This is a genomic window from Marisediminitalea sp. (assembly GCF_984433645.1).
This window is the reverse complement of record NZ_CFIDRX010000102.1, coordinates 1-15,704: the sequence shown is the minus strand read 5'-3', so window position 1 is coordinate 15,704 and position 15,704 is coordinate 1. Positions and strand designations below refer to the sequence as shown.

The following is a 15,704-nucleotide window of genomic DNA, read 5'->3' as shown; positions in this document are numbered from 1 at the left end:
ACAATCGACAGAAACGGTGAGCGAGTCTGAAGAGACTATGGCTGAAACCGGACAACAAGCAACCGCGTCAGCTGATACCGCGCTTGAACAAAGCACTGATATCGTGACGGACTTGCCGGTTGCGGAGCTGTCTCAATCACTACAAGGTAGCCTGCAAGGAAGTCTGAATGTCGTCGCTGATGCCGGTGGCTCAATCAGTTCAACCCTGAATGGCTCGGGCGACGCAATCAACAGCGCGGTAAACGGCACTTTGCAAAACACCATTGATGCTGCAACGGCATTGCAAGTGGCGGACGCTGCTTCGGTTGAACAGGTGGTGTCGTCTGCCGTGTCAGCCACTGTTGCTCAAAATGTGTCTACCAGTGCGGTAACGCAAGTTAGCGATACCGTAAACAGTACTGTCACTAACAGTGTTTCCAGTGCGGTGGACGGCGCGGTTGAAGGTGCTGTTGAGGGCGCGGTAGAAGGCGCAGTATCCAGCACGGTTAACAATGCCGTGGCTGCCAATATCAGCTCGATTCTGGGCAACTAATCACATCAGTACGTAGAGGGAAGGCATGCGCCTTCTCTTTACTGTTTGTGCAACAAACCGATAATTGAAGGGGTCTTCCGATGAAAACGACACTGATTTTTGCTGCCATTACTGCAGTGAGCGTACCGGCTGTTGCGACGGTAACCTACAAAGGGGAGTTACAGGCTGGTGCGCAATACGACTCGAACGTCACAGTGACAGAGTTGGATCGTGCCAGTAATCAATCCGATTACGCGGGTTACCTGAAAGGCAAGCTCAGCGCAGATTGGCAAGCCACGGATGCGTTGTCCTTTAACGCCGGCGTGAACCATCAGCGCACGCAGTATCAGGACGCAACCGACTTCAACCTGGCTATTACAACCTGGAATGTGGGCGCAGGCTTAAAAACCCGTTTGGGTAAGTGGGGCGTGCATAGTTACCTGGCCGATGCGGCACTGGACGGCAATGACTTCATGCGTTATCAGCAGTCTGGTGTGAGTTGGCAAAACAGCATTACCACGAAAACCTACTTACACATAAGTGCTGACTATCTTCAAAAGCGCTTTGACACTGTGCCAGAACGCGACGCCAATGGTGGCCAACTATCAACACAATGGTTTTACATGCCCGACATGGAGGGGCAGATGATCAATGTGGGTTATACCTATCAGTATGAAGATGCCGACATCGACAGACTCGACTTTACCGGTCATGCCGGCCAGCTTAGCTGGACATATCCCACACAATGGTGGGGCACGCCAACATCACTGAAGGCACAATATCAGTTTGCTTATCGGGACTATCGGGAGGCTGAGGCCTTTTTGTCGGTAACCCAGCGCACTGACCGTCAGCATACGCTTGGTGTAAGCGCGAGCTATCAGTTTTCGAAGCATGTGGCTTTTGATATTGGTGCGAAATACGCCGACTATCAGTCAAACCTGTCAATAGCTGACTATCAGGAGAACCAGGCGAATGTGGGCGTTACCGCGAAGTTTTAGCTAACGCATTCGGGGGACTATTTCGCAGGTAGCCAGGCGCCTTCACCAAATACCGGATCCCAGCCTGGCTCGCCTTTATCCTGCAACTGCTGACGCAATGCCGGTGGAATGGCGGTTTTCGTTGCGTCGCTTCCTGACTGGCATGTTCGCCACTGCGCTAACCATCCGGCCACGGCGGGTGAGGCAATAGACGTACCGGTTTCTGGTCCGGTTTCTCCTTCAACTCGGGCTGTGAGTACACTTACCCCCGGAGCCGATAGCGCCACTTGCTCCCCCTGATTTGCCCATCGATAAATATTGCCTTGTGCGTCGACCGCCGACACCCCAATAACGTCAGGATATGCCGCTGGATACAAGGGCGGAGCCGCCGGGCCGGCATTGCCTACTGCTGCAATCAGCGTAACGCCTTTAGACGACAGCCCCGCAATGGCTTTAGCCAATAATGGGTTGTCAGGGCCGGTCAGACTCATGTTTATAACCGGTACCTGCTGACTCGCCAGCCAGTCCAGTCCACTCACTAAATCGAACAGACTGGCTCCTTGCGATACCTGGGTGCGAGCATAAAACACGGCCGCATTAATCACCAGGCTGTTATGGGCCAGTTGTTGCTGAAGAATACCCGCTACCGCGGTGCCATGGGCACGACTAAGCGGCAATGACGCATCAATAAATGTGTGCTCGCGAACCTGCAATGTGGACAGTAATGGATGAGTATCTTCGATAGCTGAGTCCAGCATACCAATGCGCGCCGGTGTCTCACACAGGGGGTTAGTTTCAACCGAACTTGTTGTTGCGGCGCTCTCTTTTACTGCCGCGCCTTCTTCGTTCGCTTCTGCCGGGTTGCTTTGAGTCAGGTACACATGGTTTCGGCCAAGCTGAGATTGCAAATGCGCAGGTAAGGCCGCTTTTATTCGGTTATGTGAATTAAAGGCATCGGGGACCTGAATATTGACAAGCCAACTGTCGAGCAGCGCCACATAACGTTGTTTGGTAATCGAAAACGGGGATTGTTCAAACCAGGCTAAATCGGCCTCTGACGCATACACTACCCATTCTCTGGCTATGGCAAGCTCGCCATGCGCCGTGATCTCTTCCCGCAACACCGTTTGCTGTAGGGAATCTACGACACTGATGGCTTGTTTTATCGGTAACAGCGCATTGGAAAGGTCCGCTGTTAATGTGCTGGTAAGGGCCGGTAATAGTTCGGGCAATGCGGGCTTTTCAGGCCGGGTCAGCCGCTCGGTGACACGGTTTGCAGGCAACCGACGAGTCAGATCTTCGATAGGTTGAGTCACCGAACGGGTTACGCTTGGCAGGACTTGTGCATTTACCAGTGAAATAGGACTCAGCACTACCGCAGCTGCGATAAGCGAACGTGATAGTAACTTAGTGGATAACGATAACTTCATAGTGACACCTTATTACAAAAGTGAGATTTGCGATAGCCGTCGTCCAGGATGCTCAAGTGAAGCTTCGCCGTCATTCTGGAAACAACATTGCTGTCCGGGCGCACTGTGCCTCGTGGATGACACTGAACTTGCGTGCCAAAATGAGGAACAAGGCTCCCGCTTTGCTAGCTGGGATACTGAGTTAACGAAATAAATTAAAAAAAATTCCAATTAATGGGAATAAAATAAATTCTGTCTCGTTAACACTATAAAAGAGGCAAGTCAGGTGACGAAATATCACCTTTGCAGTGTAGGAAATGACAATGACAAAAACGCAATCAGAACAGCTCAAAGCAATGTTGCCGGTACTCAGACGGTTTGCCTATTCGTTGACAGGCAGCATGGCCGACGCTGACGATTTATTACAAAACACCGTGGAAAAATTACTGACTAAGCCAGTACCCGACGACGTTGAGTTGTTGGCGTGGTCGTATCGCATCTGCCGGAATTTGTGGATTGATGAGTATCGGGCAAACAAGGTCCGTCAGGCTGCGGTGCATAACCCTGAGTTACAGCAAGCCGAAGTGGATGCCACGGCACAAATCACTTCTGACATTACGTTAAAGCAGGTAGAAAGCGCCATGGCGACCTTACCTGACGACCAGCGTGAAGTGCTTTCGCTTGTCGCGGTACAAGGGATGTCGTATCAGGACACGGCCAACGTGTTGTCTGTTCCTTCGGGGACGGTAATGAGTCGGTTGGCACGTGCCAGGAGCAAATTGGCACAAATACTGTTTTTAGAAAAAGGCACCAAAGGCCCGAATGGCAATGAGGTAACGGCATGAAGATCACCGACGAACAACTCAGTGCGTTTTTAGATAACGAACTGGATGACGAGCAAATGGCGCTGGTGCGTGATGCTATTGCCGCCGACGAAACCTTGTGTGACCGCATGGCAACCTTAAGTATGGTCGATCACGTTGTTAAACGTGCTGCAGAGCAAGCGACGACTGGCCCTGTGCCTGAGCACATTGTTGCGCTGTGCGAGTCGGCATCTGAAAGTAATGTCGTGTCTTTTGCTGATCGCAAGGCTGAGCAAACTGCACAACAACCAACGCCAAATTCGAACACACGTTGGCTTAGAGGAATGGCAATGGCTGCCAGTGTTGCGTTAGTGGGCTTGTTAGGCTGGCAGCAATTAATGGGTGACCAGCCGGGTGATGCAGGCCAGTGGCAGCAAATAGCCGCGGTACTGGATAGTCAGACCAGTGGCAGCCGCTATAGCGCGGGTGACGTTACCGTCACGCCTCAGTTGTCCTTTGTGCATCAGGACGGCGCGTTGTGCCGACAGTTTACTGTTTCAGGTCAGTCTCGTAACGATGCGGTGATCGCCTGTAAACAAGACGGCTCATGGCAGCAACGCACGTTGGTGCCGATGACGCCGACCAACAGCCAGGCAGGTGAGTATCAGACGGCGACCTCTGCCCATGAGTTAGACAAGGTGCTCGACACCATGATTAAAGGCGCTCCGTTAAATCGTGAGCAGGAACAACAAGCAATTCAATCAAACTGGCAGCAGTAACTGCCATTGGAGGTAATCATGAAAACATTAATGAAATTTGCCACATTAGTGATGGCTATGACACTGGCCGCCTGTGCCAGTCAACCTGCCTACCGTGCTGCTGAAAATGGTGGGTATGGATATTCAGAAACCAAACTGACCGATACCCAGTACCGTGTGTACTTTAAAGGGAAAGGCAGTGACAAAACCAAAGCGATGGACTATGCCATGCTTCGTGCAGCAGAGATCACGCTTGATCAGGGCTACGACTGGTTTGTGGTGGCCAATCGCGAAACCATGGTAGACCGTGAAAAAGTATCAATGGAACCGGAAATTGGCTTTTCGAAACGCTATACCCGCGTTACTGATTGTGGCCTAGTTACTTGTCGCACTAGCTACTACCCGGAATCGACGCTGTCTACCGGTATTTACGTCGGCGGCCGTGAGAAAAGCGTTATTGAAAGCGCACTGGATATTCAGTTAGGTCGCGGCACCCGCCCGGACTCCAGCGCTAGTTTCGATGCGCGTCAGGTGAAAGAAAACTTGTCGCCGAAAGACGAATAATCCGGGAAATCGTTACGATAAAGCCAGCATGAGAAGTGTCATCCCGGGCTCGCCCCGGGATCTATTCAAAAAGGCCGCGATTTCAAAACAACCTCACCGTCACCCCGGGCTTGCCCCGGGATCTATTCGAAAAGGCCGTGATTTCAAAACAACCTCACCGTCATCCCGGGCTTGCCCCGGGACCTATTCAAAAAGGCCGAGATTTCAAAACAACCACTGTTTGATGTGTCAAAGATCCCGGATATCGCTGCGCGATTCCGGGACGACGACCTCACCGTCTTCCCGGGCTTGCCCCGGGACCTATACAAAAAGGCCGAGATTTCAAAACAACCTCACCGTCATCCCGGGCTTGTCCCGGGATCTAATCGAAAAGGCCGTGATTTCAAAACAACCACTGTTTGATGTGTCTAAGATCCCGGATATCGCTGCGCGATTCCGGGACGACGGATGGGGATATCGCGTCACATTTTCGGAGACGACAACCTCACCGTCTTCCCGGGCTTGTCCCGGGACCTATTCAAAAAGGCCGTGATTTCAAAACAACGAAGCTAGCGCCACTTTCCAAAGAACACGCCAAATAACTTGGGGGCCATTTCTTTTAATGAAAACTCGTCAGGGTTCTCCAGGTATTCAACGACAATCCCGCGGAAGAAGCAGTTCAGAGCCATGGTCAGCGTTTTGGGGTCAAGGTCGGCAGACAAGGTGCCTTGCGCCTGAGCTTTGGCAAAGAATTTTTCTAGCGTGGCTTGTTTTTCTTCTTTGGCGAGTCGGGTCTTTTCCTGGCAAACCTGCAAGCTTCCGCTGTAGTCGCATTTAAGCAAAAACAGCGACAGTACTCGCTGTAAATGCGGGTCTTCTTCCAGCCTCACTGTGAGGTCACAACACACCTTTTCCAGCTGGCGGAGCGGGTCATCGTAGGATTTCTCTAACCCGTCTACCAGTTCTTGAATGAACGGCTTGTGCAGTTCATCGTAAAGGGCCATAAAGATGTCGGTTTTGTTCTTAAAGTGCCAGTAAACAGCCCCTCGGGTAACGTTTGCGGACTTTGCTATTTGCTCCAGGGTTGCGCGTGCTACCCCTTGAGATGAAAAGACATCTACCGCGGCATCAAGGATAGCGGCCCGGGTTTGTTCGGCTTCTTCTTTAGTTCGTCGCATTTTTGACTTTTTTGGTCTGATTGACAACATACATACACGAATGTATTTTAAACTATATCTAAGTTGTCTATTTGTCCAGCTTTCCTGTCTCAGCTGTCCTCAGGAATTTACTAAGTAAAGAATTTTATGATCAAAAAACTTGTACTTGCTGCACTGTCAGTGTCAGTTATAGCCGTTACCGGATGTTCTCAGGAGTCAGGCGGTCAACAAGCCGCTGGTGGCCAGGGCGCACCATCCGGCGTGCCCGTTAATGTGGTAACGGTGGAGCAGCAAAATGTGTCTACAACATTAGAGCTGCCAGGGCGCGTAAGTGCCTTTCGTCAATCCCATGTCCGTCCTCAGGTCACCGGCGTCATTACTCAGCGTTTGTTTGAGCAGGGTACCGTTGTGGAAAAGGGCCAGCAGCTATATCAAATTGATGATCTGCAATATAAAGCAGCACTCAACAGTGCCAAGGCCGATGTCGCTTCTGCTAATGCCAATGTGAAAACACTAAAGGCTAAGGCAGCGCGATATAAAGACCTGATGAAAGTCAACGCAATTAGCGGCCAGGAGTACGATGACGTCGTCGCGCAGCTCGACCAGGCTATGGCAGCAGTCAGTGTAGCTGAAGCGCAGGTGGCACTGGCTGAAGTGAATATGGATTACACCAAAGTGTATGCGCCAATTAGTGGGCGCATAAGCCGTTCTTTTTACACCGAAGGTGCATTGGTTACGGCGAACCAGACCGACCCGCTGGCAACGATTACCCAGTTAGACCCGGTTTACGTTGATGTGCAGGTATCAAGCGAACAGGCATTGGGCCTGCAAATGGCGCTTCGCGATAAAGGTAGCTTAACCGTTGATCTGACTATTCCAGGTTCGCATCAGTCGCTGGAAGGGCTGAAAGGTACTGTAGAGTTTTCGGAAGTCATCGTGAATGAATCTACCGGCTCGGTGACCATTCGAGCCCGTTTCCCGAACCCGGATAACATTCTGTTACCTGGCTTGTATGTTCGCGCCACTATTCATCTGTCGGATACGGCAGCCCTGGTTGTGCCGCAGCGAGCGACCATTCGTCAGCCGGATGGCAGTTTGTCGGTTTGGGTAGTCAATGGCGACAACCCTGAGCTGCGCAGTATTGGCGTGTTACAGGCATTCGATGGTAACTGGCAGGTGAGTAATGGCTTGTCTGAAGGTGAGCAGATCATAGTGGCGGGTTATCACAAACTGCGCCCTGGTGCCAAAGTCATGCCTATTCCATTGTCGAACGACGCATAATTACAGGACCCATTCATGGCTAGATTTTTTATCGATCGCCCGGTTTTCGCTTGGGTACTGGCAATCATCACTATGCTGGCGGGTGTGATGGCGATCACCAGCCTGCCCATTCAGCAGTATCCGACAGTTGCGCCTCCGTCTGTAACGATTTCTGCATCGTATCCGGGCGCGTCTGCGCAAACCGTTGAAAACGCGGTAACCCAGGTTATTGAGCAACGTTTGACCGCCATCGACAACTTGCGGTATTTCCATTCGAGCAGCGCGAATGGACGAATGACCATTACCCTGACCTTCGAACCGGAAGCAGATCCGGACATTGCGCAGGTACAGACCCAGAACAAAGTGCAGGGCGCGGTATCTCAGTTGCCGTCGTCGGTACAGCAAATGGGCGTGACGGTCACTAAATCCAATAACAGCTTTATGATGGCTGTGGGTTTCTACTCTGAAGATGACAGCATCGACCAGTATGAGCTGGGTGACATTCTATTGTCTAAATTCCGCGACCCGATTTCACGGGTAGACGGTGTTGGTAGCGTGCGCGCATTCGGTGCGCAAAAAGCCATGCGTATTTGGTTAGATCCGCAGCGTTTATATAGCTACAACCTGACGCCTCAGGACGTGCAAAGCGCCATTGCGGTGCAAAATACCGATGTATCTGCCGGTGAGTTAGGTGGCCTGCCAGCGATTTCCGGTCAGGAAATAAACGCGACTATTCAGGCGCAATCCCGACTGCAAACCGAAGACGACTTTGAGCGTATTTTGTTGCGGGTAAATGCCGACGGTTCGCAGGTGAGACTGCGCGATGTGGCGCGTGTTGAACTGGGCTCAGAAAGCTACGGTGTGATTTCGCGATACAAACGTCACCCGGCTGCGGGTATGGCGTTGTCACTGGCATCAGGTGCCAATGCACTCGATACTATCGACCGGGTAAAAGCGCGTGTCGAGGAACTCAAGAGCAACCTGCCTGCTGGCGTGAAAGTGATTTACCCAATCGACAACGGCCCCTTTATCGAACTGTCTATTAAGTCGGTTGTACAAACGTTACTTGAAGCCATTGTACTGGTGTTCCTGGTCATGCTTCTGTTCCTGCAAAACTGGCGAGCTACGTTAATCCCAACCATTGCTGTACCGGTTGTACTGCTTGGCACGTTTGCTGTCCTTTACGCATTTGGTTTCAGCATAAACGTACTTACCATGTTTGGTTTAGTACTGGCTATCGGCTTGCTGGTAGATGACGCCATTGTTGTTGTGGAAAACGTGGAGCGGATTATTCATGAAGAAGGCCTGAGCCCGAAAGAAGCAACTAAGAAATCCATGACTCAAATCACCAGTGCGCTCGTGGGGATTGCCGCGGTACTGTCTACGGTGTTTATTCCAATGGCGTTTTTCTCGGGTTCTGCGGGGGCCATTTATCGTCAGTTCTCCATTACCATTGTATCTGCCATGGTGTTGTCGGTACTGGTAGCTATTATTCTTTCGCCGTCGCTGTGCGCCACTTTCCTGCGCGCGGCCGATGCAGAAGGCGAAGCAAAAACCGGGTTCTTTGGCTGGTTTAACCGTACCTTTAACAAAGGGCGCGACCGGTATCAGGGCGCAACCCGCTTTATGGCGAATCGCCTGGCGCGCTTTGTGGCACTGTATACCTTACTCGTTGCGGGTATGGTGGTGATTTTCATGCGTTTACCGGGCTCGTTTTTACCGAACGAAGATCAGGGCTTCCTGATGATGATGCTGAATACCCCGGCGGGCTCCAGCGCTGAGCGTACACTTGAGTCGGTAGCCAAAGTAGAAGATCACTTCCTCGAACAAGAAGGCGATTTGGTTGATCACATGTTTACCGTTACCGGCTTCAGCTTTGCAGGATCTGCTCAGTCATCGGCATTAGGCTTTATTCGCCTGAAAGACTGGTCTGAACGGACCGAGCCGGGTACCAGTGTCGAAGCGGTAGCAGGGCGTGCTTATCCGGCGCTTGCTCAAATCATTGATGCCAGTGCTTTTGCATTCTTCCCACCGCCTATTCGCGAACTGGGAAATGCGTCGGGCTTCGATATGCAGTTACTGGATGTGGCGGGTCGCGGGCATGAAGCCTTAATGCAAGCGCGCAATCAACTGCTGGGTGCAGCAGCACAGAATCCAAAGCTGGTAGGCGTGCGTCCAAATGGGCTTAACGACGTCCCTCAGTACAAAATCGACATCGACAGCGAGAAAGCGACGGCGTTGGGTGTGTCATTAAGCGATATAAACAGCACCTTACAAATTGCCTGGGGTTCATCGTATGTGAACGACTTCATCGATGACGGTCGTATTAAGAAAGTGTATCTGCAAGCCGATGCACCGCACCGCATGATGCCGGATGATCTGAACAAATGGTATTTGCGCAACAGTGCCGGTGATATGGTGCCTTTCAGTGCGTTTGCCTCCTCGAAGTGGACCTATGGTTCACCGCAACTAGAGCGTTTTGATGGCGTGTCTTCAGTCAATCTGCAAGGTTCAGCTGCGCCGGGAATTAGCTCGGGTGAAGCTATGCAGGAAATGGAAAAGCTGGTCGCTGAGATGTTACCTGAAGGTTTCGAGATAGCCTGGTCAGGCTTGTCGTATGAAGAACGAGCTGCGGGTTCACAGGCAGGCTTCCTGTATGCGATTTCGATTCTGGTTGTTTTCCTGTGCTTGGCCGCGTTGTACGAAAGCTGGGCAGTGCCGTTCTCGGTCATTCTGATTGTGCCGCTTGGTATTTTGGGTGCCGTGGTCGCCGCCTACCTGTTCAACCTGTCGAACGACGTTTACCTGCAGGTGGCGTTTTTAACCACTATCGGTCTGGCTGCGAAAAACGCCATTCTGATTGTCGAGTTTGCCAAGGTGCTGCAGGAAGAAGAAGGCAAAACCGTTATGGAGGCGGTGACCATGGCGGCTAAACAGCGTTTCCGCCCCATTCTGATGACCTCAATGGCGTTTATTCTGGGGGTAACCCCGCTGGCAATCGCAAACGGCCCGGGTGCAGCAAGTCAAAACGCGATAGGTATTACCGTAATCGGCGGGATGTTTGCAGCTACCTTCCTGGCTATCTTCTTCGTACCCATGTTCTACGTGTTGATATCCAAATTCTCAAGGCCAAAACAGAGCTAGAGAAGCCAATATTAAAAGCCCGCTCATTCGAAGCGGGCTTTTTTGTGTGTTGGGATTGTGATCAATTCGCGAATAAAAGTATTAGTGAAGTCAGCTTTGAGCGAATTGCGGAAATCGTTAGTTAGTCGGTCTTTGATTGTCAGCTTAAGACAAGGGGTGGACATCGGAATTATGCAATGTTAGGTTTGCTTTTCCTTTATATAATAATGGGTTACGTACTTTTTTGTATGCGTTCACAACGAAGCCAGGTGGCGTTTGATCAGACATTGGTAAAATGCTATTTTGAAAAATCAACGAGATTAAAAGGAATTAATACGATGTTGAAGCTAAGTTTTATTATTATTTTGTGTGCTTGGATTTGGTCCCCAACAAAAGCCATTGCTAACGAAGTGGTGATGAGTGTTATTTGTTTTGATTGTAACGAAAGTTACGCAAAGAACCTGGCAAAGGAGCATGCAACCCCCTTCATCGAGTGCGACCAAAATAATGATTACTTTGAATTTAACAGTACACAAAGTTGTTATAGCCAGCCCAAAAGAATCATTGTATTTGACGGTTTGTACAAAACTGCCTACCCATACCGTTTATCCCACAGTAACCAGGGCGGACCTCTCAATACACTGAGATTGAACATAGATGATTTTCAAATAGAGTCTGGCACACATAGTTTGCTGACGGATATCGCAAATGCGCGGTTAGACTATGAGGAAAGAATGGAAACGTTCGTCGCCGATACGCTTTCTAGAATACCTAACGAAGAATTTAATAATCTCGTGCTAAGTTCATCCGTCAATGACCAGTGCAGTGATGATCCAGGTGTGGCGGCTTTTAAACGTGCGATGAGTCAATCTGACACCACTGCCCTTAAGACTTGGTTTCAAATCCAACAAAATGTCATTAATGACAGTGTCTTTGGTTTTTTGCCTTTTGACATATCCGCCTTGAGTTTTTCTTATCAATCTCCACCCACGCCTTATGGTTCGTTGGGCATTACCGGGCAGTTTGATGTTGACCCTGATGCTTCCGTAATAACAGTTGTGTACACCAACATATCTAGTACCCTTAGGTCGACCGTTGTTGAAGGTGCTCAAATAGAATCTTCAGCGGTGGTATATAAAATTGGCAAGCAAGAGAACTTTCCGAGTCTCGTTGAGGTCAATGTAGAACCGGATCTGTCGAGGGTCGACGGCGTGCCATTGAGCGATATTGCCGGAGGCAGAGTCGCAGACGTGGATCAAACAAAGCCTGTGAGTAAATGCGTGTATGACTACATTAAAGATGTTTACGAGACTGAACAACGCATGGCACCTGTAGGAGGAGGCCTAGGCGGCTCAACTGTAGGAAATCGTGGCGGTAGTGGTAGCGGAGAAATGGGCCCAGCGCTCACCTATGAGGGAAGTTGTGTCGTTGATACGTTTTCAGGCGGAGAACATACTGGAACATTTAAAATAAACTGTGCTGACCTGTAGTCAAACACCAACTATAGTTAATTACAATGCTCACTGAACAATAACTAGGTGAGCTTTTCTGATACTAACGCTGAAGCAATGATTGTTGATTTACTCTTAAAAGTTATCGGGAAAATCCAATCCAAATGGAATGGATAATTCCCGTAGTCACAATACGACAATATTTGCTTCAGCGGAATTTTGGACACCATAAACTGAAAGCCTGCTCCAGAAATTCTGGATAGTGCTGTTCGACTAATTGATACAGCAATGTCTGCTCTGGCCTATGTCGTTTATAGGTAGAATGTTCAACTACTTGCAATGGCATCCTTGCCAAGAAATGGTATCTCAGTGTGAAGTTTTTCTTCGTGCTAGTTTACTGGCCTTGGAGATGGAAAACTAAGTCATGAAGGTCCGCAATACGTACAAAACACTCGTCCAGAAATAATTAGCAGATGTCCGCAATTTACCAAAAGGCGTCGTCTAAAATGTCGATTATAGGTTGTGTATCTAACCATACTTAAAGGTTCGATATTCTGCTTTCCCCAGTCACCTAATCCATTGGTAGCAAATACCCTAAACCAGATCAATATTCCGCCAATTCTGTCTGTGCAGCGTCGTATTCTGTGGCATCATTAGTGTCACTTCATTTCAGGTGAATCGGTGTCAGGAAATACCGATAACAGGGAGCACAGCGATGACAGTAGCATTGCCCCCGCGACCAGACTGGTCGCAGCTAATTAAGTCCGGTTGCCGGGTGTTTGTTGGTGGTAACGCAGGCGTACCCTACGCACTAATTGACGACTTAATTGCCAACAGCAAGGCATACAGCGATATTGAGTTAGTTCATATGCTGGCGCTTGGCGACAACCGCTGGGCAAAAGAGGAATACCGCCAGCTGTTCAAGGTAAACACGTTTTTTATTCACGGTGACGAAGTACGCAGGGCGGTTGACGAAGGCCGCGCCGACTACACGCCGGTGTTTTTGTCTGAAATGTCGAGCTTATTCAGCGATGGCACGCTGCCACTGGATACGGCGCTGGTAATGGTAAGTCCGCCCGATGAATTCGGGTATTGTTCGTTGGGCGTGTCGGTAGACATTTGTATGTCGGCAGCCCGTCACGCCAACAAGGTAGTGGCGCAAATAAACCCACAAATGCCTCGTACAGCCGGGCACTCCTATTTGCATATCAGTGAGTTTGCCGCGGTAATTGAAGCCGACCAGCCGCTACAGGAAATCGAAGCCCCGCCAATCGACAGCGTAACTGAACGTATTGGTCAGTACGTGGCGATGCTGGTAGAAGATGGCGCAACGCTGCAATTTGGGGTTGGCAAAATCCCCAGTGCTACGTTGAAGTACCTGGAGCGCCACAAAGACCTGGGGATCCACAGTGAGATGCTGTCCGACAGCATTATGGAAATCATTGCCTCGGGCGCTATCAGCAACCGAAAGAAAACCTTTCACCCTGGCAAAGTTGTTACCAGTTTCTGTATTGGTAGTCGCAAGCTGTATGACTTTGTGAATAACAACCCGCATATCGAGTTTTACCCCAGTAGCTATGTGAATAAACCCACCAACATCGCTAAAAATGACAATATGATTGCCATTAACAGTGCGCTGGAAGTGGACTTGACCGGACAGGTGGTGGCCGATTCTCTAGGGTTTGATTTTTACAGTGGCATTGGTGGTCAGGTCGACTTTGTTTCCGGTGCGTCCATGAGCAAAGGCGGTAAGCCGATTATTGCCTTGCCCTCTACCGCTAAAAACGAAACCGTGTCGCGCATTGTGCCTTACATTACAGAGGGCTCAGGCGTTGTAACCTCTCGTGGCAATGTTCACTACATTGTTACCGAGTATGGCATTGCCTCACTGCGAGGAAAAAGTATTCGGGAGCGAGCGCTTGAACTGATTCGGGTGGCTCACCCTAAATTCCGCGCCAAGTTACTGGCAGAAGTGCGTCAAAACTCTTGGGTGCCGCACTACCAACAGAAATACCCCACCGATATTCCTGAGCTGGGTGCCATCCAGCTGCATAAAATGGTAGTGAACGGCGAGAAGTTCTATTTGCGTCCGCTCAATCCGGCAGATGAGCGCCGATTGCAGGAGTTCTTCTATTCGCATACCAAGGAAACACTGCGACTGCGTTACAACTACGATCCCAAACAAATGTCGCGTGAGAAATCCTGTAATTTGGTGAGTGTGGATCAAAGTTCAGATGCGGCCTTGTGCATTGTGCGTCAGGAAGGATCGCGAATTACCATTCACGCCGTTGGCCGGTTCTATTACAACGAGCACGACAATACTTGTGAAGCGGCCTTTGTAACCCGGGAAACCCAGCAGGGTAAAGGCATGGCCAGCAAGCTACTGACCACCCTCATCGATATCGCGCAGAAGCGCAATATCAACAAAATGCTGGCGTTCTGCCGTGCCGACAACAAACCCATGATAGCCATTTTTGAACACCACGGATTTAAACGACTGTTCAGCGGTGATCCGAGCGAAGTTGAACTGGCTTTACCCCTACAGGAAACGAGCCAGGAGAAAAGCGCATGACCATCAAAATCTTTCGCGGCAAAGACTGTGTGCATCACGATGTGTCAGGAGAGCACCCGGAGCATCCCGACCGCTTGTACGCCATTGATGATCAATTGTTGTCGTCGGGGCTGGACATGGTGTGTCAGCATGCCGACGCGAAACCGGTTAAGCGTGAGAACCTGGCGCTTGCCCATGACCCTTACTATGTGGACAGTATTTTTCAGCGGGCACCTAAAACCGGTGTGATTTGGCTGGAACAGGATACCGGCATGACACCCATTACGCTGAGCGCAGCACTGTATGCCGCCGGCGCGGGTTGTGATGCTGTTGACTGGGTGATGGACGGTGAGAACCGTCAGGCATTTTGTGCCGTTCGGCCGCCGGGTCACCACGCTGAATACGACAACGCCATGGGCTTTTGTCTGTTTAACAATATTGCAGTCGCTGCGCGTTATGCCGTGAAGAAATATGACCTGTCTCGCGTCGCGATAGTGGATTTCGATGTTCACCACGGAAATGGCACCGAGCATATCATAGCGGGTGATCAGAGGATTATGATGTGTTCCTCATTTCAGCACCCGTTTTATCCGCACAGTGGCTCGCCTGTCTCTGCCAGTAATATTTTGTGTGCTCCGCTTGAGGCCGGCGCAAACGGCGAAGCCTTTCGCAAAGCCGTGAGTTACTGGTTCGACGCGCTGATTAACTACCAGCCTCAACTTATTTTGATCAGCGCCGGATTCGATGCTCATGCCGAAGATCATATGGGTCAATTACGCCTGCGTGAAGATGACTACCATTGGGTCAGCCAGCAACTGCGCAAAGTCGCCGACAAGGTTTGTCATGGGCGCATTGTGAGTATGCTGGAAGGCGGTTATAACCTGAGTGCGCTGGGTCGTAGTGTGGTTGCGCATATCAAGGGGCTGCACGGAGACGATACCAGCCATTAGCTGAGTGTCTTGGCGTAGTCGTGCAGCCGTTGCTTATTTCATTGCAACGTTAGCTAACCAGGACGCAATCGGCCAGCCGGCAAGTAGACAATAGGTTATGCGGTTGGCGTTTCTTACTGCAAGTTTGACGTCTGACGTGGGGAGTAGGGTATTCAATTTCTTTGCTACCCAGAATTCTGACCACCAGGACGCAAAATAAAAAGGTACCAGC

11 protein-coding genes and 1 pseudogene are annotated in these 15,704 nt (G+C 50.4%); 10 read left to right on the top strand and 2 right to left on the bottom strand.

Going from position 1 to position 15,704, the window contains the following annotated elements:
• Positions 1 to 532: pseudogene (locus AC4MRN_RS13290) on the top strand (hypothetical protein); the annotation flags it as partial.
• Positions 533 to 612: 80 nt separating this feature from the next.
• On the top strand, positions 613 to 1,509 hold the full coding sequence (locus AC4MRN_RS13285) for a surface lipoprotein assembly modifier (protein WP_491203547.1): 897 nt from the start codon (positions 613 to 615) through the stop codon (positions 1,507 to 1,509).
• Positions 1,510 to 1,526: 17 nt separating this feature from the next.
• Here the strand turns inward: AC4MRN_RS13285 and AC4MRN_RS13280 are convergent, their stop codons facing one another.
• Positions 1,527 to 2,918 carry a S8 family serine peptidase gene (locus AC4MRN_RS13280; protein ID WP_491203546.1) on the bottom strand — a complete coding sequence of 464 codons (1,392 nt, stop codon included), beginning with the start codon at positions 2,916 to 2,918 and terminating at the stop codon, positions 1,527 to 1,529.
• 302 nt (positions 2,919 to 3,220) lie between these two features.
• Here AC4MRN_RS13280 and AC4MRN_RS13275 point away from each other — a divergent pair, with 302 nt between their 5' ends.
• From AC4MRN_RS13275 to AC4MRN_RS13265, 3 genes are read left to right on the top strand one after another with little or no spacing between them, the layout of a single operon-like run.
• Complete coding sequence (locus AC4MRN_RS13275; protein WP_491203545.1) at positions 3,221 to 3,742, top strand: RNA polymerase sigma factor; 522 nt, start codon at positions 3,221 to 3,223, stop codon at positions 3,740 to 3,742.
• Positions 3,739 to 4,479 (top strand): RT0821/Lpp0805 family surface protein, encoded by a 741-nt coding sequence (locus AC4MRN_RS13270; RefSeq protein ID WP_491203544.1) that lies wholly within the window; start codon positions 3,739 to 3,741, stop codon positions 4,477 to 4,479. The genes AC4MRN_RS13275 and AC4MRN_RS13270 overlap by 4 nt, the downstream gene beginning before the upstream one ends.
• Positions 4,480 to 4,497: 18 nt before the next feature.
• On the top strand, positions 4,498 to 5,022 hold the full coding sequence (locus AC4MRN_RS13265) for a CC0125/CC1285 family lipoprotein (RefSeq protein ID WP_370242606.1): 525 nt from the start codon (positions 4,498 to 4,500) through the stop codon (positions 5,020 to 5,022).
• A 548-nt stretch (positions 5,023 to 5,570) separates the two neighbouring features.
• Here AC4MRN_RS13265 and AC4MRN_RS13260 read toward each other — a convergent pair.
• Complete coding sequence (locus tag AC4MRN_RS13260; RefSeq protein ID WP_073317404.1) at positions 5,571 to 6,179, bottom strand: TetR family transcriptional regulator; 609 nt, start codon at positions 6,177 to 6,179, stop codon at positions 5,571 to 5,573.
• Between the two features lie 126 nt (positions 6,180 to 6,305).
• Between AC4MRN_RS13260 and AC4MRN_RS13255 the strand changes: the two genes are divergently transcribed.
• The 5 genes from AC4MRN_RS13255 (at position 6,306) to AC4MRN_RS13235 (ending at position 15,493) form a co-directional block, all read left to right on the top strand.
• Positions 6,306 to 7,439 (top strand): efflux RND transporter periplasmic adaptor subunit, encoded by a 1,134-nt coding sequence (locus AC4MRN_RS13255; protein ID WP_491203543.1) that lies wholly within the window; start codon positions 6,306 to 6,308, stop codon positions 7,437 to 7,439.
• A 15-nt stretch (positions 7,440 to 7,454) separates the two neighbouring features.
• On the top strand, positions 7,455 to 10,562 hold the full coding sequence (locus AC4MRN_RS13250; protein WP_370165938.1) for an efflux RND transporter permease subunit: 3,108 nt from the start codon (positions 7,455 to 7,457) through the stop codon (positions 10,560 to 10,562).
• Positions 10,563 to 10,810: 248 nt separating this feature from the next.
• Positions 10,811 to 12,031: a hypothetical protein gene (locus AC4MRN_RS13245; protein ID WP_490402181.1), complete on the top strand. Its 1,221-nt coding sequence runs from the start codon at positions 10,811 to 10,813 to the stop codon at positions 12,029 to 12,031.
• Between the two features lie 676 nt (positions 12,032 to 12,707).
• Positions 12,708 to 14,564: a GNAT family N-acetyltransferase gene (locus AC4MRN_RS13240; protein ID WP_491203542.1), complete on the top strand. Its 1,857-nt coding sequence runs from the start codon at positions 12,708 to 12,710 to the stop codon at positions 14,562 to 14,564.
• Entirely contained in the window at positions 14,561 to 15,493 is a 933-nt protein-coding gene (locus tag AC4MRN_RS13235) for a histone deacetylase family protein (protein ID WP_155016254.1), read from the top strand. Before AC4MRN_RS13240 ends, AC4MRN_RS13235 begins: the two co-directional genes overlap by 4 nt.
• Positions 15,494 to 15,704 lie beyond the last annotated feature (211 nt).